This is a genomic window from Streptomyces lydicus, assembly GCF_004125265.1.
Taxonomy (GTDB): domain Bacteria; phylum Actinomycetota; class Actinomycetes; order Streptomycetales; family Streptomycetaceae; genus Streptomyces; species Streptomyces lydicus_C.
In genome coordinates, this window is sequence record NZ_RDTE01000003.1 from 2,607,235 (window position 1) to 2,624,644 (window position 17,410).

General features: G+C 71.9%; 15 protein-coding genes. 8 read left to right on the plus strand and 7 right to left on the minus strand.

All coding sequences use genetic code 11. The features are described from left to right. Nucleotides 1–107: 107 nt before the first annotated feature. A complete protein-coding gene (locus D9V36_RS13860; RefSeq protein WP_129294042.1) occupies nt 108–1,070 on the minus strand; it encodes a 2-hydroxyacid dehydrogenase in 963 nt (320 codons plus the stop codon). 88 nt (nt 1,071–1,158) lie between these two features. Between D9V36_RS13860 and D9V36_RS13865 the strand changes: the two genes are divergently transcribed. From D9V36_RS13865 to D9V36_RS13875, 3 genes are all read left to right on the plus strand, one after another. After that, the gene (locus D9V36_RS13865; RefSeq protein WP_129294043.1) at nt 1,159–2,199 is read left to right on the plus strand and encodes an aldo/keto reductase; all 1,041 of its coding nucleotides are present in this window, start codon (nt 1,159–1,161) and stop codon (nt 2,197–2,199) included. Between the two features lie 205 nt (nt 2,200–2,404). Beyond that, nucleotides 2,405–3,580, plus strand: a complete 1,176-nt coding sequence (locus D9V36_RS13870) for a PQQ-dependent sugar dehydrogenase (RefSeq protein ID WP_129294044.1) — start codon at nt 2,405–2,407, stop codon at nt 3,578–3,580. A gap of 86 nt (nt 3,581–3,666) precedes the next feature. Then, on the plus strand, nt 3,667–3,900 hold the full coding sequence (locus tag D9V36_RS13875) for a DUF6191 domain-containing protein (RefSeq protein WP_129294045.1): 234 nt from the start codon (nt 3,667–3,669) through the stop codon (nt 3,898–3,900). Between the two features lie 328 nt (nt 3,901–4,228). Here the strand turns inward: D9V36_RS13875 and D9V36_RS13880 are convergent, their stop codons facing one another. Then, nucleotides 4,229–4,891 carry a hypothetical protein gene (locus D9V36_RS13880; protein WP_129294046.1) on the minus strand — a complete coding sequence of 221 codons (663 nt, stop codon included), beginning with the start codon at nt 4,889–4,891 and terminating at the stop codon, nt 4,229–4,231. Nucleotides 4,892–5,007: 116 nt separating this feature from the next. Then, on the minus strand, nt 5,008–7,266 hold the full coding sequence (locus tag D9V36_RS13885; RefSeq protein ID WP_129294047.1) for an MMPL family transporter: 2,259 nt from the start codon (nt 7,264–7,266) through the stop codon (nt 5,008–5,010). Nucleotides 7,267–7,432: 166 nt separating this feature from the next. On the opposite strand from D9V36_RS13885, the gene D9V36_RS43060 reads away from it, so the two are divergent. Together D9V36_RS43060 and D9V36_RS13895 are read left to right on the plus strand one after the other, a co-directional pair. Next, nucleotides 7,433–7,738 carry a hypothetical protein gene (locus D9V36_RS43060; RefSeq protein ID WP_129294048.1) on the plus strand — a complete coding sequence of 102 codons (306 nt, stop codon included), beginning with the start codon at nt 7,433–7,435 and terminating at the stop codon, nt 7,736–7,738. A 96-nt stretch (nt 7,739–7,834) separates the two neighbouring features. Next, a complete protein-coding gene (locus D9V36_RS13895; RefSeq protein ID WP_129294049.1) occupies nt 7,835–9,592 on the plus strand; it encodes a chitinase in 1,758 nt (585 codons plus the stop codon). Here D9V36_RS13895 and D9V36_RS13900 read toward each other — a convergent pair. After that, nucleotides 9,577–10,068, minus strand: coding sequence for an ATP-binding protein (locus D9V36_RS13900; protein ID WP_129294050.1), 492 nt, complete (start codon nt 10,066–10,068; stop codon nt 9,577–9,579). The two genes, D9V36_RS13895 and D9V36_RS13900, sit on opposite strands and share 16 nt — an antisense overlap. A gap of 112 nt (nt 10,069–10,180) precedes the next feature. On the opposite strand from D9V36_RS13900, the gene D9V36_RS13905 reads away from it, so the two are divergent. The 3 genes from D9V36_RS13905 to D9V36_RS13915 are packed head-to-tail and all read left to right on the plus strand — an operon-like array spanning nt 10,181 to nt 12,287. After that, nucleotides 10,181–11,005, plus strand: a complete 825-nt coding sequence (locus D9V36_RS13905; RefSeq protein WP_129294051.1) for a helix-turn-helix domain-containing protein — start codon at nt 10,181–10,183, stop codon at nt 11,003–11,005. Further along, on the plus strand, nt 11,002–11,265 hold the full coding sequence (locus tag D9V36_RS13910; protein ID WP_129294052.1) for a DUF397 domain-containing protein: 264 nt from the start codon (nt 11,002–11,004) through the stop codon (nt 11,263–11,265). The genes D9V36_RS13905 and D9V36_RS13910 overlap by 4 nt, the downstream gene beginning before the upstream one ends. A 17-nt stretch (nt 11,266–11,282) precedes the next feature. Continuing rightward, nucleotides 11,283–12,287 (plus strand): aldo/keto reductase, encoded by a 1,005-nt coding sequence (locus D9V36_RS13915; RefSeq protein WP_129294053.1) that lies wholly within the window; start codon nt 11,283–11,285, stop codon nt 12,285–12,287. 48 nt (nt 12,288–12,335) lie between these two features. Here D9V36_RS13915 and D9V36_RS13920 read toward each other — a convergent pair whose 3' ends face one another. The 3 genes from D9V36_RS13920 to D9V36_RS13930 all read right to left on the minus strand — a co-directional run bounded on the left by D9V36_RS13920 (nt 12,336) and on the right by D9V36_RS13930 (nt 17,199). Further along, entirely contained in the window at nt 12,336–13,943 is a 1,608-nt protein-coding gene (locus D9V36_RS13920) for an alpha/beta fold hydrolase (protein ID WP_129294054.1), read from the minus strand. Continuing rightward, on the minus strand, nt 13,940–15,214 hold the full coding sequence (locus D9V36_RS13925) for a serine hydrolase domain-containing protein (RefSeq protein ID WP_129294055.1): 1,275 nt from the start codon (nt 15,212–15,214) through the stop codon (nt 13,940–13,942). The genes D9V36_RS13920 and D9V36_RS13925 overlap by 4 nt, the downstream gene beginning before the upstream one ends. A gap of 146 nt (nt 15,215–15,360) precedes the next feature. Next, nucleotides 15,361–17,199 (minus strand): N,N-dimethylformamidase beta subunit family domain-containing protein, encoded by a 1,839-nt coding sequence (locus D9V36_RS13930; protein ID WP_241720866.1) that lies wholly within the window; start codon nt 17,197–17,199, stop codon nt 15,361–15,363. Between the last annotated feature and the right edge of the window lie 211 nt (nt 17,200–17,410).

A 17,410-nucleotide genomic window follows, 5' to 3' on the forward strand; every position in this document is an offset into this window, starting at 1 on the left:
ACCAGTTCCGTCACTCAGGGACATAGCGTCTCTACGGAGCGTGACTATCAGCGAATGGCGAACACTCTTCGCAGTCGTACGGCCTCGTAGTGCTATTGCGCAAGCGCTCAACCGGCGGTGGCGACCACGTTCCGCAGGGGCTCGCCGGCCGCGAAAAGCGTCAACTGATCGCGCAGCAGCCGCTTCGCACGGGGCAGGAAGGCAGAGCTGGGGCCACCGACGTGTGGAGTGATGAGCACGCCCGGAGCGTGCCACAGCGGATGCCCGGGGGGCAGGGGTTCCGGATCGGTGACATCGAGTGCGGCGCGCAGCCGTCCGGATTCCAGTTCGGCGAGCAGCGCCTTGGTGTCGACGATCGGGCCGCGCGCGACGTTCACGAGCAGTGCGCCGTCCTTCATCCGCGCCAGGAAATCGGGTCCTACCAGGCCACGCGTCGTATCGGTGAGCGGAGTCGCCAGCACGACCACGTCCGCATCGGGCAGGAGGGCGGACAGGTCGGAGAGTGGATGCACGAGGCCGCGCACAGTGTCACGCGCGGTGCGCGCGACGCGCGTCACCCGCGCACATTCAAAGGGCGTGAGCCGGTCTTCGATGGCACTGCCGATCGAACCATAGCCCACAATGAGGACCGACTTGTCGGCGAGCGCCGGCCGGAAGCCGTGCCGCCACTCCCCCGCGTCCTGGCCCCGTACGAAGCCCGGGACGTCGCGCAGCGCGGCGAGGATCAGGGTGAGCGCCAGCTCGGCGGTGCTGGCGTCGTGCAGCCCCCGTGCGTTGCACAGCTGCGCTCCGGACGGCATCCACTCCAGCCCCGGGAGCATGTTGTCGACACCGGCGGTGAGCGTCTGCACCACCCGCACGCGGCTCATCCGGGACAGCGGGCGCAGGCTGATCTCCGTGTCCTTCATGTAGGGGACGGCGTAGAAGGCGCAGCGGGCGGGGTCGGCCGGGTAGTCGGGGCCGGCGTCCCAGTGGACGTAGCGGAGACCGCCGGGGAGCCCGTCGATCTCGTCGGGCGGGATCGGGAGCCATACGTCATGCGCTTCGGCGCGCTGGTCTGCGGTTGCCATGGCCGCAGGCTATGCGAAGAGACGTTCTGTTCAGACGTTAGTTTGGTCTGGCCCTTGATCGGGGGCGAGGGGACGGAGGCAGAGCCAGGTGGAGCGCAGGACAATCGGTGCGGCGGCTCTCGACGTGGGCGCCATCGGGCTCGGCTGTATGCCGATGAGCTGGGGGTACACCGAGTCGCAGCGCAGCTTGGACAGCTCGCTGCGGGCCGTGCACACCGCGCTGGACCGGGGGTGCAGCCTGCTGGACACCGCCGATATGTACGGCCCGTTCACCAACGAGCTGCTGGTGGGGCGGGTGCTCAAGGAGCGGCGGGCGGAGGCGTTCGTCTCGACGAAGTGCGGGCTGCTGGTGGGTGAGCAGCACATCGTCGCCAATGGGCGGCCCGGGTACGTCAAGCGCGCCTGCGACGCCTCGCTGCGGCGGCTGCAGACCGACCGCATCGACCTCTACCAGCTGCACCGGGCCGATCCCGAGGTGCCCGTCGAGGAGACCTGGGGAGCGATGGCGGAATTGGTGGCGGCGGGGAAGGTGCGGTCGCTGGGGCTGTGCGCGGTGGGAGCGCAGGCGGTACGGCCGTCCCGCACGGCCCGTACGTGGCGGCGTCCGGCGGGCGGCGGGGCGCGGCCCCGCTCCCGGATGCACGACGGCACGCTGGCCCAACTGGAGCGCATCCAGCAGGTGTTCCCCGTCAGCAGCGTGCAGGCGGAGCTGTCGGTGTGGTCGCCGGAGGCGCTGGAGGAGCTGCTGCCGTGGTGTGAGTCGCGGGGGGTCGGTTTCCTCGCCGCGATGCCGCTGGGGAACGGCTATCTGACCGGCACCCTCACCCCGGGGCAGGGCTTCGAACGGGAGGACATACGGGCCCGCCACCCCCGTTTCACCGCCGAGATGATGGCCGCGAACCAGCCGGTGGTGGCGGGGCTGCGGCGGGTCGGCGCCCGGTACGGTGCCACGCCGGGGCAGGTGGCGCTGGCCTGGGTGCTGGCGCAGGGCCGGCATGTGGTGCCGGTGCCGGGCACGAAGAAGGAACGCTGGGCCGCGCAGAACGCCAACGCCGCACAGCTGACGCTGACCCGCGAGGACCTGGCGGAGATCGCCGCGCTGCCACCGGCGCGGGGGTCCTGGTACTGACGGGTCCTGGTACCCAGCGGGACGTCCTTGAGGGCCGGGAGAGCGGCGCACCGCGCAGGCCGCGCGTGTCCCGCTCGCGGCGCGGCAGCCCCGGCCGGATCATGGCAGGTGGGAGTGGTGCGGGAACGGACAACGCGCGGCGCGGCGGGGCCGCGGTGTGGTGTTCTGGTCCACTCCACGTCCTGCCGACGAGAGGACCCCTGCCGTGCAACGCCGTTTCCGGACCGCCGTGTTGGCCGCCGCTTCGCTGCTCCTGGCGGCGGGCTGCACGTCAGGCGGCGCGCAGCCCCGGGCCGGGGGGAGCTCCGGCCCGGCGGAGAACCGTGGCGGAGCCGCCTCGCCGAGCGCCACCGCGTCGTCGGCCGCGCCGCCCGCCAAGGGCTCGGTGCAGGTGACCGGCACCCTGGCCACCGGGCTGAAGTCGCCGTGGGGCGTGGCGGTGCTGCCGGGCGGGGACCTGCTGGTCTCCTCCCGTGACACCGGGAAGATCTTCCGGGTCGCGGCGCACGGCGGGAAGATCACCGAGCTGGGATCGGTGCCGGGGGTGGATCCCGGGGGTGAGGGCGGGCTGCTGGGGATCGCGGTGTCGTCGACGTTCGGTACGGACCATCAGGTGTACGCGTACTTCACCACCGCGTCCGACAACCGCATCGCCCGCATGATCTACGACGAGAAGCGCGCCCCCGGCAATCAGCTGGGCGCGCCCGACACCATCCTCAAGGGGATCCCCAAGGGCCAGATCCACAACGGCGGCCGGATCGCTTTCGGCCCGGACAAGATGCTCTACGCCGGTACCGGTGAGACCGGCGACACCGGACTGGCGCAGGACAAGCGGTCCCTGGGCGGCAAGATCCTCCGGATGACGCCGGACGGAGCGCCGGCGCACGGCAACCCGGAAGCGGATTCGGTGGTGTACGACTACGGCCACCGCAATGTGCAGGGCCTGGCCTGGGACGACGACAAGCGCCTGTGGGCCTCGGAGTTCGGCCAGAACACCTGGGACGAGCTCAATCTGATCGAGCCGGGCAGGAACTACGGCTGGCCCGAGGTCGAGGGCAAGGCCAAGACCAGGGCCGAGCGCTCCGTGTTCACGGATCCGGTCGAGGTGTGGAAGACCGCGGACGCCTCGCCCAGCGGTATCGCCTACGCCAAGGGCTCGATCTGGATGGCCTCGCTGCGCGGCGAACGGCTGTGGCGGATCCCGCTGAACGGGACGAAGCCGGTGGCGGCGCCGCAGGCCTTCCTGAAGGGCACCTACGGGCGCCTGCGGACCGTCGTGGCGGCCGGCGACGGGGCGTTGTGGCTGGTCACCAGCAACACGGACGGACGGGGCACACCGCACAAGGGCGATGACCGGATTCTCCGCCTCAAGGTGAGCTGATCCAACTGATCCCCTTTTCGGGCGACCTGCCTACACTCGGGGACAGGGGGACGGGTGCGTGTCGACCTACGAGGGGGCAGGGCACCATGTTCAACATCGCGGAGGAACTGTTCGCACCGGGGCGCAAACACACCGACGAGGAGCGGCAGAAGATGTCACTCGTCGTCGATGACGTGGGTGACGGTGACCCCGGCAAGGGCCCGATCGATCTCTCCTCGGGGACCGTCGTCGTCAGGACACCCCGGCAGCGGCAGGAAGCGGACCGCGACCGGGAGCGGGGCCGGGAGCCGGGCGGGGAGCAGGGCCGGGGACAGTCGTAGGTGTGACAGCCCTGGGCCCGGCCGTGCCCGTCAGGGGGCCGGGCCGGGTGTGCGCCTGGGTGAGCAGGAGTACTGCGGCTCTCCCCTGACGGCGGCGAGGTGGTCACTCGACGGCTTGTCGATGTGCTCAAGCCTCGTCGCCGAGGGGGGTCCGCCACACCGGGAGAGTTCCCGGTCTTCAGCCCCGGGCGGTGCTCAAGAAACCCGCGGTGTCGGCCGGGGGCTCCTCAGGCACCGCCCGCGGCGCCCGTACGGTGCTCAGAAAGCGGCCCGGAGGTCCTTACGGAGCTGCGGAGTTACGGCGCTACGGGGTAGCCGGGTTGCGGGGTTACGGAGCCGCGGGTCCGGCGCCGCCGCCCGCCGGGGCCTTGGGAACGGTCGGCATGCTCCCGAACAGGTCGAGGTACATGCCCGCGGAGATCAGGATCCCCAGCACGCCGAGCACCAGCCCGCCCCAGGCGACGGCCCGCACCCAGGTGGGGCGGTGCCGGGTGGTGGTCACCACGACCGTCGCGGCGATCACGGCGAGGAGCGCGAAGAAGCCGTTGACCAGGGCGTTGGTGTGCCAGGAGGCGCCGTAGACGGCGGAGATCTGGTCGGCGGCCTGGGCCTTGCCCGACTGGACCTTGATCTGGCCCACCAGGTTCGCGCGCTCGGCCAGCGTGGTGCCGAGCCAGGTGCCGGTGACGGACGCGAGGCCCAGCCCCGCGGCGACGACGGCACCGGCGCCGGCGGCGATCCCGGTGGTGGACCCGGCGGTGTGCGGGTCGTTGTCGGGGGCGTCGAGGGCGTCGTCCGCTTCGAGCTCGCCGGCCTCGTCCTGCGCGGCGAGGGCGGCGTTGTCGTCGGCCTGCTCGTCGGCCTTGGCGGCGGCCTTTCCGGCCGCCTCCGCCTCGGTGGTCTCCGGGATCGCAGCAGTCTCCTTGGCCCCCTGCGCCGGCACGGTCTTCTCGTCGTCGGTTCGGTTCTCGGTCGTCCTGGTCGTTCCCATGGGCGCGACCGTAGGTGCCGCGTCTGAGAGTGAGATGAGAATGGCGGCGGCCGGCGGGCGGCGGACGGCGACACGCCGTCCGCGGGGCGCCGCGAGGGGGCGTCCGACGCCGGTTTCTACACCCCCACCAGCGGTTTCTCCCCGCCCTGCGGCCCGGGGAGCCCCGCCGCCGCGCCCGGCTCCGGCGGCGGTTCGATGCTGATCCGGGGCAGTCGGCGGTCGAGCCAGGACGGCAGCCACCAGTTGGCGCCGCCCAGCAGGTGCATCAGGGCGGGCACCAGCAGCGTACGGAGCACAAAGGCGTCCAGGGCGACGGCGCAGGCCAGGCCGATGCCGAACATCGCGATGGTCCGGTCCCCGCTGAGGATGAAGGCCGCGAACACCGCGATCATGATGACCGCCGCCGAGTTGATCACCTGGCTGGTCTCGGCGAGGCCGACCCGTACCGCCCGGCAGTTGTCCCGGGTCAGCTGCCACTCCTCGTACATCCGGGAGACCAGGAACACCTGGTAGTCCATGGACAGGCCGAAGAGCACCGACACCATGATGACCGGCAGGAACGGTTCGATCGGGCCGGCGCTGCCCAGTCCCAGCAGCTCGCTGCCCCAGCCCCACTGGAAGACCGCGACGACGATCCCGAAGGACGAGGCGACGGCCGCGAGGTTCATCAGCGCCGCCTTGAGCGGGATGCCGATGCTGCGGAAGGCGAGCAGCAGCAGGAGTGAGCCGAGCGTGATGACCACGCCGATGAAGAGCGGCAGCTTGCCGACGATGACGGCGGCGAAGTCGTCGTAGCTCGCGGTGATGCCGCCGACCCGCACCCGCAGCGTGCTCGCGCCCTCGGCCGCGGGCAGCACCTCGCTGCGCAGGTGGGCCACCAGGTCGGAGGTCTGCCGGGACTGCGGTGAGGTGGTGGGGACGACGGTGATCACGCCGGTGCTGTGGCTGCCGTCGAACTCGGGAGCGCTGACCTGGGCGATACCCGGCGTGTCCCGCAGCCGCTGCGACAGCTTGTCGAAGGCGACCCGGTCCCCCGCGCCGTCCAGGGTGCCGACGAGCGTCAGCGGCCCGTTGAATCCGGGCCCGAAGCCGCTCCCGCGGCCGTCGCCGGACCCGCCGCCCGCCAGCAGGTCGTAGGCCTTGCGGGTGGTCGAGGTGGCCGGGTTGTTGCCCTGGTCGGAGGTGCCCAGATGCAGTCCGAGGGTCGGCAGGGCGAGGACGGCCATGAGGGCCGCCGCGGCCATCCCCAGCAGCTTGGGGTGCCGCTCGACGACGCCGGACCAGCGGGCCGCGATACCGGCGGGCCGCTCGGGCGTGGGCCCCTGCTCGGCCAGCCGCCGGCGCTCGCGGCGGCCGAGCGCCCGCATCCCGATCAGTCCCAGCAGCGCCGGCAGCAGGGTGACGGACGCAGCCACGGTCAGCACAACGGTGAGCGAGGCGGCGAGGGCGACCCCGTTGAGGAAGCTCAGCCGCAGGATCAGCATGCCCAGCAGCGCGATACAGACGGTGGCCCCGGCGAAGACGACCGCGCGCCCGGACACCGAGACGGCGCGGACGGCGGCCTCGCCGACCGGCAGGCCCGCGCGCAGGCCCTTGCGGTGCCGGGTGACGATGAACAGCGCGTAGTCGATCCCCACACCGAGGCCGATCAGCATGCCGAGCATCGGGGCGAAGTCGGCGACGGTCATCGCATGGCTGAGCAGGGTGATGCCGGCCGAGGCGGTGCCGACGGCGGCCAGCGCGGTGACGATGGGCAGGAAGGTCGCGGCGAGCGACCCGAAGGCGAGGAAGAGCACCACGGCCGCGGCACCGAGCCCGATGAACTCCGCGAGCTGGGCCCGCGGCGCCTCGGTCAGCGCGATCCCCGCGCCGCCCAGCTCGACCTGGAGACCGTTGCCGGACGCGGCCTGCGCGGTGTCGACGACCTTACGGACCTGGGCGGGGTCCAGGTCGTCGGTGGCGCGGTCGAAGACCACGGAGGCGTAGGCGGTGTGCCCGTCCTTGCTGATCTGCTGCGCGCCCCGGCCACCGGACGGGCCCGCGCCGGTCCCGCCGTAGGGGCCGTGCACCTCGGCGACGCCGGGCAGCTCGGCGACCTTCTCCAGGGTGTGCGTCATCGTCGTACGGACCGCGGCGGCCCGCACCGTGGTGGAGTCCGTGTGCCAGACGAGGGTGTCGCTGTCCCCGGACTGCCCCGGGAAGGCCCTCGCCAGCAGGGCCGAGGCCCGCCCGGATTCGGTGCCGGGCACCTCGTAGTTGTTCGAGTAGGCGGACCCCGTCACTGCCGCGGCGGCCGCGACCCCCGCGAAGGCGGCCAGCCAGAGCACGATCACCACGATGCGGCGCCTGAGACACCACCGAGCCAGAGCGGTCACGGACCTCGTCTGCTTCCCGGGGTAGTGCGTCGATATCTCCCGGGAGCGGGTGGTGCCGAGCGCGGATGTACGGGGGACGGGCGGGCCCGCCGCCGGCCCGTGAGGGAGCGGCGGCCCCCCTTCTTCCGTGCAGGGTGTCAGCCCGGGGAGATCCTTTGAGGTGTTTGTGGACTTCCCCACAGAGAGCCGGAAATGGGGAACTCTCACCGGGAGGGGGACCGGACCCGGCCGCGCGGTCCGGCCCGGGGCCGCGTCACGGCCCGGGCCCGCCCGGTGCCCCGGCGCCGCCTCTGCCCGGCCCCGGCCCCTCTGGCTCATCGATCTGCCGGTCGTCCTGGTAGCCGTCGTCCGGGGTTCCAGCTACCTGGCCGCCAAGGAGCTGGCCACCACAGCCACCGTCATCGCGCTGCTCTTGCTGCGGTTCGTGGTGGCCGCGCCGGTGATGGCGGTGGTCTCGTGCCAGACCTCTTGACCGCCCTATTGGTCTGAACCATTCTGAGCGCAGGAGCGGTGGCCACCGTCTTGCTGCAGTTCTCCCCGTGTTCCCCCCTCGACACCGGAGACAGCCATGCCTCGTACCGCGCACAGTCGCCACACCCATCCCGGCCGCCACACCCACCCTGCCCGGCACAGACGCCTACTCGCCGCCGCATTCACGGCCCTCGCCGCCGCGGCGGCCGCCCTCTCCGGCTCCGCCCCGGCCGCCTCGGCCGCCTCGGCCGATGTCAACGCCGCCAGGAACGCCGGCTACGAGTCCGGCCTGAGCAACTGGACCTGCTCGGCAGGCAGCGGCAGCACCGTCGGCTCCCCCGTCCACAGCGGCATCGGCGCCCTCAAGGCGACCCCCACCACCTCCGACAACGCCACCTGCTCCCAGACCGTCGCCGTCAAGCCCGGCTCGTCCTACCGCCTCAGCGCGTACGTCCAGGGCTCCTACGTCTACCTGGGCGCCTCCGGCACCGGCACCACGGACGTCTCCGCCTGGACCCCGTCCGCCACCGACTGGCAGCAGCTCAGCACCTCCTTCACCACAGGCCCCACGACGACATCCGTCACCGTCTACACCCACGGCTGGTACGCCCAACCCGCCTACCTCGCCGACGACTTCAGCGTCTTCGGACCCGATGGCGGCGGGGGCGGGGGCGGCACCGACCCCGGACCGCAGGCCCCGGCCACCCCCGGCGGGCTCACCGCCGACGCCGTGACCTCATCGTCCGTAGCCCTGTCCTGGAACCAGGTCTCCGGCGCCACCGGCTACACCGTCTACCGCGACGGCACCAAGTACGGGACGGCGACCGGAACTTCGGCGACGGTCACGGGCCTGGCCCCCGCCACCGCCTACCGCTTCCAGGTCACGGCCACCAACGCGGCCGGCGAATCGGCCCGCTCGGCGGAGATCACGGCCACCACCGCCCCCTCCGGAAGCGGCGGCACCCCCACGGTCCGCAAGCACGCGGTCACCGGCTACTGGCAGAACTTCAACAACGGCGCCACCGTCCAGAAGCTCAGCGACGTTCCCGGCCAGTACGACATCATCGCGGTCGCCTTCGCCGACGCCACCACCACGCCCGGCGCCGTCACCTTCACCCTCGACTCGGCCGGCCTGGGCGGCTACACCGTCGACCAGTTCAAGGCCGACATCAAGGCCAAGCAGGCGGCCGGCACCTCGGTGATCCTCTCGGTCGGCGGCGAGCGGGGCACCGTCTCCGTCAATGACGCCGCCTCGGCCGCGAACTTCGCCACCAGCCTCTACGCCCTCATGCAGCAGTACGGCTTCGACGGCGTCGACATCGACCTCGAAAACGGCCTCAACCCCACCTATATGAGCCAGGCGCTGCGCTCGCTCTCCCAGAAGGCGGGCGGCAGGCTCGTCCTCACCATGGCTCCCCAGACCCTCGACATGCAGTCCACCTCGGGCGGTTACTTCCAGACCGCGCTGAACGTCAAGGACATCCTCACCGTCGTCAACATGCAGTACTACAACAGCGGTTCCATGCTCGGCTGCGACGGCAAGGTCTACTCCCAGGGCACCGTCGACTTCCTCACCGCCCTGGCCTGCATCCAGCTCGAAGGCGGCCTCGACCCCTCCCAGGTGGGCCTGGGCCTGCCCGCCTCCACCCGGGGCGCGGGCAGCGGCTATGTCGCCCCGTCCGTCATCAACGCCGCTCTCGACTGCCTCGCCCGGGGCACCAGCTGCGGCTCCTTCAAACCGGCCAGGACCTACCCCGGCATCCGGGGCGCCATGACCTGGTCGACCAACTGGGACGCGGCGAGCGGCAACGCCTGGTCGAACGCGGTCGGCCCGCACGTTCACGGCTTGCCGTAGCCCGCGCCGCAGTCACTGCCGCAGTCACGGCCGCCCTCCTTGCCGTAGCTCTTGCCGTAACAGCGGAACGTGCACCACACGATCTTCCCCGGCACGCGCTCGTCGACGCCCCACGCGTCGGCGAGCGCGGACACCAGCAGCAGCCCCCGCCCGGACTCACCCTCGCCCTCGTCGTCCTCGCACAGCGGCACCGGCAGCGGCGGCTCCCCGGCACCGCTGTCGTGCACCTCGACCCGCAGCAGCCCGCCCTCGTCCAGCGACAGACACAACCGGTACCCGCGGCCGGGCGGAACGCCGTGCAGCAGGGCATTGGTCGCCAGTTCGCTCACGCACAACAGGACATCGTCCGCGAGGTGGTCCAGGTCCCAGTCGGCGAGGGCCGTACGGGCGAACTGCCGTGCCCGCGGCACCGATCGGTGCTCGCGGCGGTAGAACGCGGTGCGGGCGCAGAGTTGTTCCTGCATCTCCTTTTGCATGACGCCACTGTCACACTGCGTGACTATGCTGGACCACAGTGTCAGGTCGTACGGATGCGTTGTACGACCTCTGGCTGTGTCATGCCGTCGCGGGGAGGGGAAGGCAGAGCGCATGCACCCGGCGAACAAACCGAAGAGAATCACTTCCTGGCATGTGATCGGCGCCCAGCTGAGTCACTTCCGGAAGGCCGCCCGCATGACCCAGCCCATGCTGGCCTTGCAGGTGGGAGTGCACGAGGACACCATCGGCTCGATCGAGCAGGGCCGCAGACCACTGAAGCTCGACCTCGCCGAGACGATGGACGAAGTCCTGGGCACCAAGGGGGCGTTAGCGGTCGCGGTGGCAAAGGTGCCGGAGCGGGAGAAGCTGCCCGCCTTCGTCCAGGACCTGGTGGAACATGAGGAGGAGGCACTGACGCTGCTGTCGTACCAGAACCAGGTGGTGCCTGGGCTGTTGCAGACCGAGCCGTACGCACGGGCAACATTCGACTCCCTCTACCCGCCCCTGGAGCACGACCAGACCGAGGAGTGGGTCTCCGGACGCATCAGCCGACAGAAGCTGCTGGAGCGTGAGAATCCACGCCCCATGCTCAACTTCATCCTGGAAGAGGTCGCACTCCACCGGCCGATCGGCGGCCCCAAGATCCTGCGTGCCCAGCTCCGCCATCTCCGGTCATGCGCCGAACTCCCCTTCCTGGGGCTTCAGATCATGCCGACGGCCCGACGTTCCCATGCTTCCCTGGACGGTCCGCTGGTCCTGTTGGAGACACCGGAACACGAGCATCTCGCCTACATCGAGGCGCAACGGATCAGTTTCCTGGTCGACGATCCAGATCAGGTCAGCGTGTATCAACAGGTATATGGGATGCTGCGATCGCAGGCCCTCACACCAGAGGAGACGAAGAGCCTGCTGGACGACTTGCTAGGAGAGCCATGACCAGCACAGCAGCCCAGCGCTTCTCTCACGGTCTTAGCTGGTTCAAGTCCAGCTACAGCGGGAGCGCCGGCGGAAACTGCATCGAAGTCGCCTACGCCTGGCACAAGTCCAGTTACAGCGGCAGCGCGGGCGGCGACTGTGTAGAGGTCGCCACCTGCCCCCACGCCGTCCATGTCCGCGACTCCAAGGACCCGGACGGTCCTGCGCTCACGCTGAGCGCCCCCGCCTGGACCGCCTTCATCGCCAACGTCTCCATCTGACCGGGACGGGCACAGCGATGCAGCGGCGTCAGCTGGGTACGCACGGGCCGGGTGTCTCTGCGCTCGGGCTCGGCTGTATGGGGATGTCGACCGCGTACGGCGTGCCGGACGACGCGGAGTCCGTGCGGGCCCTCGACCGCGCGGCCGAGCTCGGCGTCACCCTGCTGGACACCGCGGACGCCTACGGGCGGGGTGCCAACGAGGAGTTCCTTGGCCGCTGGCTGCGCGGGCGTACGGCGACGCAGCGGGACGGGCTGGTCGTCGCGACCAAGTTCGGGCTGCGGCACGATGCCGCCACCGGGCGGGTGAACGAGGTCGACAGCTCCGCCGCCTGGGTGCGCGAGGCGTGCCACACCTCGCTGCGCCGTCTCGGTACGGACCGCATCGACCTCTACTACCTCCACCGCCGCGACCCGGCCGTCCCCATCGAGGAGACGGTGGGTGCCCTGGCCGGGCTGGTCGCCGCCGGCGCCGTGCGGTATCTCGGCCTCAGCGAGGTGAGCCCGCAGACACTGCGCCGGGCGCACGCCGTCCACCCCATCAGCGCCGTACAGCTGGAGTACTCCCTCTTCACCCGCGAGGTCGTGGAGGGCGAGATGCTGGCGACCTGCCGGGAGCTCGGCATCGGCGTCGTCGCCTACTCACCGCTCGGGCGCGGCATGCTCACGGGGGCGCTGGCGTCCCGCGACGACCTCACCGCCGAGGATGCCCGGCGCCGCTGGCCGCGGTTCTCCGAGGCGAACATCGACCGCAATCTGCGGCTGGTCCAGGCCGTTCGCACGGCTGCCGGAGCCCTCGGCTGCACCCCGGCGCAGGCCGTCCTCGCCTGGCTGCTCGCCCAGGGCGAGGACATCGTCCCGATCCCCGGTACCAAGCGCCGGGCATATCTGGAGGAGAACGCCGCGGCGGCCGGTATCACGCTGACCCCCGGGCAGGCGGCCCGGCTGCGCGCGGCCGTGCCCGACGGCACCGTGGCCGGGGAACGCTACCCGCTCGCCGCCCTGGAGCGACTGGGCCACTGAACCGGGAAGCGGCCGGGCGGGCCCGGCCGCGCCCGTCGGCGGCAACCGCTAGCCGGCCCGCTTGACGCAGGTCTGGTCGTCTTCCGGCAGTTTGCCGGTGGCCAGGTACCGGTTGACCTTGCCGTCCACGCAGGCGTTGCCGTATTCGCCGTAGATCCCGTGCCGGTTGGCGCCCTTGAGGGTGATCAGCCGGGAGCTCGGCAGCAGACCGTGCAGCGCAAGACCGTTCTTGTACGTGGCGCGCGGGTCGCCGGTGGCGGCCACGATCAGCGCCGGAGCGTCGTGGCGCACCTGGGTGGGCTTCTCAAGCGGCCGGTCCCAGAAGGCGCACGGTCCGATGTTGTTGGTCAGCGGGCCGAAGAGCGCGTGCTCGGTGCGGCTACGCTCGATGTCCCGCCAGTAGCGCTCGGGGTCGCGCGGGGCCGGCTTGTCCCCGCAGATGATCGCGGACTGCGCCCCGGCGGATTTCGCGTCCTCGCCGTTCAGCATGTTCCGCAGAGCTGCGGCGAACCGCGGGGACAGCCGGGTCGGCCGCCCGCTCGCGGCCTTGTGCAGTACGGCCATGTGCTCGCCGAGGGCGGCCCGCTGCGGGTCGGTGTCGTCGGCGATTTCGGCAGTGATCAGGGACGGCACCTGGGTGTCGTCGAGGTGGAAGACCTCGGGGGCGGTGCCGACCGTCAGGCCGCGCGCGGACGCCGCGACGACGCCGCGGACCGTGGCGAGCACATCGGCACGGGTGTGGCCGAGGCCGTAGGTGGCATTGCGGCGTGCCGCCCAGGCGGCCCAGTCGGAGAGCGCCCGTTCGTTCTCGGGCTCGGCTCCCTGAAGCAGCCGGGGGCCGTAGCCGTCCGGGGCGAGCGCCCCGTCCAGCACCGTTCGGTCGAAGCGGCCGGGGAACAACTGGGTGTACACCGTGCCCAAGTAGGTTCCGTAGGAGTAGCCCAGGTAGGAGATTTTCCGCTCGCCGAGCGCACCGCGGATGACGTCCATGTCGCGAGCCGTGTTGCGGGTGCTGATGTGCGGCAGCACCGACGCGTTGGTGGCCCGGCACTTGTCGGCCAGGCCCTTCTGGAAGGTGACCTGCCGGTCGAAGCTCGCGCGGCTGAGACCTGCCGAGAGGATGCTGGTGCCGACGGGCCAACCGCAGTCCAGCGGGGTGCTGCGTCCGACGAAGCGCGGGTCGAAGCCGATGATGTCGTAGCGTGCGCCGACCGTCTTCATCGCCTTGCGGACGTCCGGCGGGGACTGGAGGGCGGGGCCGCCCGGGCCGCCGTTGTTGAGGAGCAGCGAGCCGATGCGGTGGCGGGTGTCGCTGGCCTTGAGCCGGGATATCGCGACGGTGATCGTGCGGCCCCGGGGGGCGGCGTAATCCAGCGGCACGGTCACGTCCGCGCACCGCACACCGGCCTTCTCCAGGCCACGGCCCATCGCGTCGTCGGGGCCCTTGAGGCAGGTGCCCCAGGCGAGGCGCTGCCGGTAGTAGCGGTCGAGCCCGGCTCCGGCCCCCGTTCTGTGTCCGGCGGTTGCCGCGGCGCGGTCGCGGTCCGCGGCAGGGGGCGCGGTGGCCGCGGACACGGCGGGGGAAGCGGCGAGGCAGGCAGCGAGGGCGACGCCCGCCGCCGAGACGCGGCGCAAGGCCGGGCTGAGGGTGATCACGCGGACTCCTCGCTCTGATGAGGGGTGCGGTCGCCCGTACAGAAGGCACTGTCGACGACGGCGCGGAAGTCGGCCTCTGCCCGGTCGGTGTCGGGCACCTTGTTGAGTGCGAGGGCCATGCTGCGGCCGTCGGTGGTGACCGCGCCCAATGCGCGGTGTCCGCCGGGCACCGTCCCGCTGTGCCCCCACCACATCCCGCCGCACCGCAGCGGGGAGGCGATCAGACCAAGTCCGTACCGGGCGCCGGGCCACAGCCGCCGCGGGTCGGCGGGGACGGTGTGCTTCATCTCGGCGAGCCATCGCGCGGGCAGCAACTTCCCGCCGAACAGCCCCCGGTAGAACCGGTTCACATCAGCGGGTGTGGAGATCAGCGCGCCGCCCGCGCCGCCGAAGGTCATGTTCCACGCGGTCCCGTCGGCCAACGGCGGGCCGCTCGGCCGCTCCTGGCCCTGATGCTCCCGGCCCTGATACTCCTGGTCCTGATGTTCCCGGCCCTCCTGCTCGGGCCCCTGGCGCGCGGGAGCGGAGAAGTAGCTGTGCGAGTGCGGGCCCCGGATCCGCGTGCTGTCGCCGGGCCAGTAGGTGTCGCGCAGGCCGAGGGGTTCCAGGATCCGGCGGGTCACCTCCGCCTCGACGCCGCGCCCGGTGACCTTCTCGACGACGAGTCCGGCGATGACGGCGTTGGTGGTCGCGTAGTGCCACCTCTTGTCCGGGTGCGGCATCTTCAGCGCGGCCGCGATCAGTTCGCGGGGCCCGAAGTGGCGGAACCGCCACTTGTTCACGGGCCCCTTGCCGAGGGATTCGGTGTAGTCGGGAAGACCGCTGGTGTGTTGGAGGAGCTGCCGTACGGTGATCGTGTGGCCGTCGTAGCCGTTGCCCCGGATCAGTCCGGGAAGATAGCGCTCGACCGGGGCGTCCAGCGCGATCCGCCCCTCGGCGGCGAGCTGCACGACGACCGTGGCGGTGAAGGTCTTGGTGACGCTGCCGATCCGCAGCCGGTCCCCGGCGTCCATCGGGCGGCCGGTGGCCCGGTCCGCAACGCCGCGGGCCGCCGTCCACCGGCCGCACCCCGGGTCGACCACTTCGGCCGCCGTGCCCGGTACGCCGTGCCGGGTGACAAGGGCGTCCAAGGAGCCGGTGAGCGCGCCACGGGCCGCATCACAGGCGGCCGACGGGGTCGGCCGGGCCACCGCGTTCGCCGCCGGGGCAGCGAGCACCAGCACGGCCGAGGCCACGGCCAACGCGGTCGCGCACCGCTCCGGCCGGCGCATGCCAATGGGAAGTTTCTGCGCTGTTTTCGGTAAACATCTCACGCCGTCAGACGCTAGAAGCGCCGGCGCCGGTACTCACTGCGGCTGTCCCCCCAATCTCAGGGGGGCCAACTCCAGCAACGCTCATGCCGGATGCGGCGACGGCGCTAAACCCCGTACACAGCAGCGACGTTGTTCCGCGGCGCCGGCCGGATCTTCGCCGCGGGTGCCACGGCGAAGGCGCGGAGCAGGTTTTCGGTGGTGCGGGTGACGAAGGCCCGCGTCCGGTCGTCCATGCCGTGGTCACGGCCGTCGTCGTGCGTTCCGGCCATCAGGGCCTCCACCCACCGCATCGTCCCGGAGGCGAAGACTCCGGCGCCGCTCGGCACGGTGTAGTAGGCGGAGTCCGCGTGACTGCTCCGGCCGTTGCAGACCAGCGGTGAGTGGGCCAGGATCTCCAGCCGCTCCGGCGTGGGTGCCTGTGGGGTCACCCGGTCGTACTCCACCCCGACCAGGTGGTCGAAGGAATCGCCCCGCTTCGCGCCCGTCCCCGCGAAGAGCCAGTGGTCCGCGTTGTGCACGACATAGGGCGCGTCCGTCGGGTAGCCCTCGTAGAAGACGCCGGTGAGGGCGGACTCCGGGTCGGCGGCGGGCGGTTGGCGGAAATCGTGGGTCGGCAGGGCCCGGTGCGGACCGGCGAAGCGTGGATCGTTCCGGTAGGAGGTCTTGTAACAGACCACCGTGCGCAGGACACCGGACGAATCCGCCCCCGGCCCCCGCTCCTGCCCCGAATCCGACGCCGGCCCCTGCCCCGGTCCCGACTCCGAACCCCGACCCGGTCCGGACTCCGAACCCGGCTCCGGCTCCAGCCCCCGCCACGGTTCCAGCCTGATCCGGCGGAAGCAGGCATTGGCCCCGAGGAAGGCCAGGTTGGTGCCGGCGTCGCGGGCCCGGGTGACGTGCTCCCGCTGCTGCGGGGTCCAGTACTCGTCGTGGCCGAGCGAGAGCGCCGCCGTGGCGCCCCGCAGCGCCGACGGGTCGCGGTGGACGTCCAACCCGGTGGTGTAGGCCAGCGGAAGGCCGAGCCGTTCCGCGAGGACCACCAGCGCGCGCTCGTAGACCAGGAACTTCTCCGCGCCGTTGGAGTCGTAGGGCCGGTCGAAGCTGACGGCCAGCGAGCGCGACCCGTATCCGGCGTCCGCGCCCCGGTAGAGGCTGTAGCCGCCCCACGCGTTGTACGCCTGCCAGGTCGCCACCGCGTGCATCAGCACCGTCCGGCCGGCGGTGCGGGCCGAGCGCACGACCATCGGGACGTACCGCTGGTGGCCGTGCTCCGCGTCCAGCCGGAGCAGATAGGCGCCCGGCGGCCAGCCGTCCGTACGCACCCGGAGGCTGCGCTCCCAGTCCGCGCGTACGCTGCGGGTCCCGGGCAGCAGCCTCGGGTGGCGCTGGCGCCCCCCGGCCACCCGGTCCGAGTACCAGACCCGCCGGGCCTGGGCCCCGCGGTACCAGCCCACCCGGTAGGCCGCGACACGGAAGCCGGGCGCGGTGGTCGACACGTACAGCCCGAACTCCTCGCCCGGCAGGACGCTGACCTTGTCGGTGTACCCCTGGACCGCATCGGGCGGACCGGCCGAACGGATCCGCCAGTCGGGATGCCCCGGCCGGTCCCGCTCCGCGGCGAGGTCCGGCTCGTCGCCAGCCGTGGGGCCGGCGCCGGGGCCCGCGCCCGACGTGGAGTGACAGCCGGCGGTCACCCCCACGGCGAGACCGGCGGCTCCTACGGCGGCGGCCCCGAGGAATCGCCTGCGCGGGAGGCCACCGGGGCCACCGGGGCCACAGGTGCCGTTGGTGCCGCCACTGGTGCCGCTGGCGCCACGACCCAGGCCACCCGCCTCGCCACATTCCGCGCCGCCTTGGCGCTGCTCGCTGTGCTGAGGCTGCTCACCATGCCGGCGCTGCCCACCGCCGTGGCGCTGCTCACCGTGCTGGGGCTCGTCACCCATCGCGTCGCTCCCGTGCGCCCCCTTCCCGTCGAGCCGTCGGAACGATCATCCGCCGCCCCGCCCCACCGGACGACCCAGGAGACCCAATACGGGTACACGGCCCCGGCGGCCAGGGCGGCCACGGGCCGCCGGCACCCACGGCACACCCCGCCCCATCCCTCCCTCCAACATCGTCTACAGTCTTGTAGACGAAAGCCGGGTGGGGATCACC

Coding starts and splice junctions, on each gene's coding strand:
- D9V36_RS13880 (WP_129294046.1), bottom strand. CDS start 4,891: ATGGGAACGACCAGGACGACCGAGAACCGAACCGACGACGAGAAGACC.
- D9V36_RS13895 (WP_129294049.1), top strand. CDS start 7,835: ATGCCTCGTACCGCGCACAGTCGCCACACCCATCCCGGCCGCCACACC.
- D9V36_RS13930 (WP_241720866.1), bottom strand. CDS start 17,199: ATGGGTGACGAGCCCCAGCACGGTGAGCAGCGCCACGGCGGTGGGCAG.
- D9V36_RS13910 (WP_129294052.1), top strand. CDS start 11,002: ATGACCAGCACAGCAGCCCAGCGCTTCTCTCACGGTCTTAGCTGGTTC.
- D9V36_RS13875 (WP_129294045.1), top strand. CDS start 3,667: ATGTTCAACATCGCGGAGGAACTGTTCGCACCGGGGCGCAAACACACC.
- D9V36_RS13925 (WP_129294055.1), bottom strand. CDS start 15,214: ATGCGCCGGCCGGAGCGGTGCGCGACCGCGTTGGCCGTGGCCTCGGCC.
- D9V36_RS13860 (WP_129294042.1), bottom strand. CDS start 1,070: ATGGCAACCGCAGACCAGCGCGCCGAAGCGCATGACGTATGGCTCCCG.
- D9V36_RS13900 (WP_129294050.1), bottom strand. CDS start 10,068: ATGCAAAAGGAGATGCAGGAACAACTCTGCGCCCGCACCGCGTTCTAC.
- D9V36_RS13915 (WP_129294053.1), top strand. CDS start 11,283: ATGCAGCGGCGTCAGCTGGGTACGCACGGGCCGGGTGTCTCTGCGCTC.
- D9V36_RS13905 (WP_129294051.1), top strand. CDS start 10,181: ATGCACCCGGCGAACAAACCGAAGAGAATCACTTCCTGGCATGTGATC.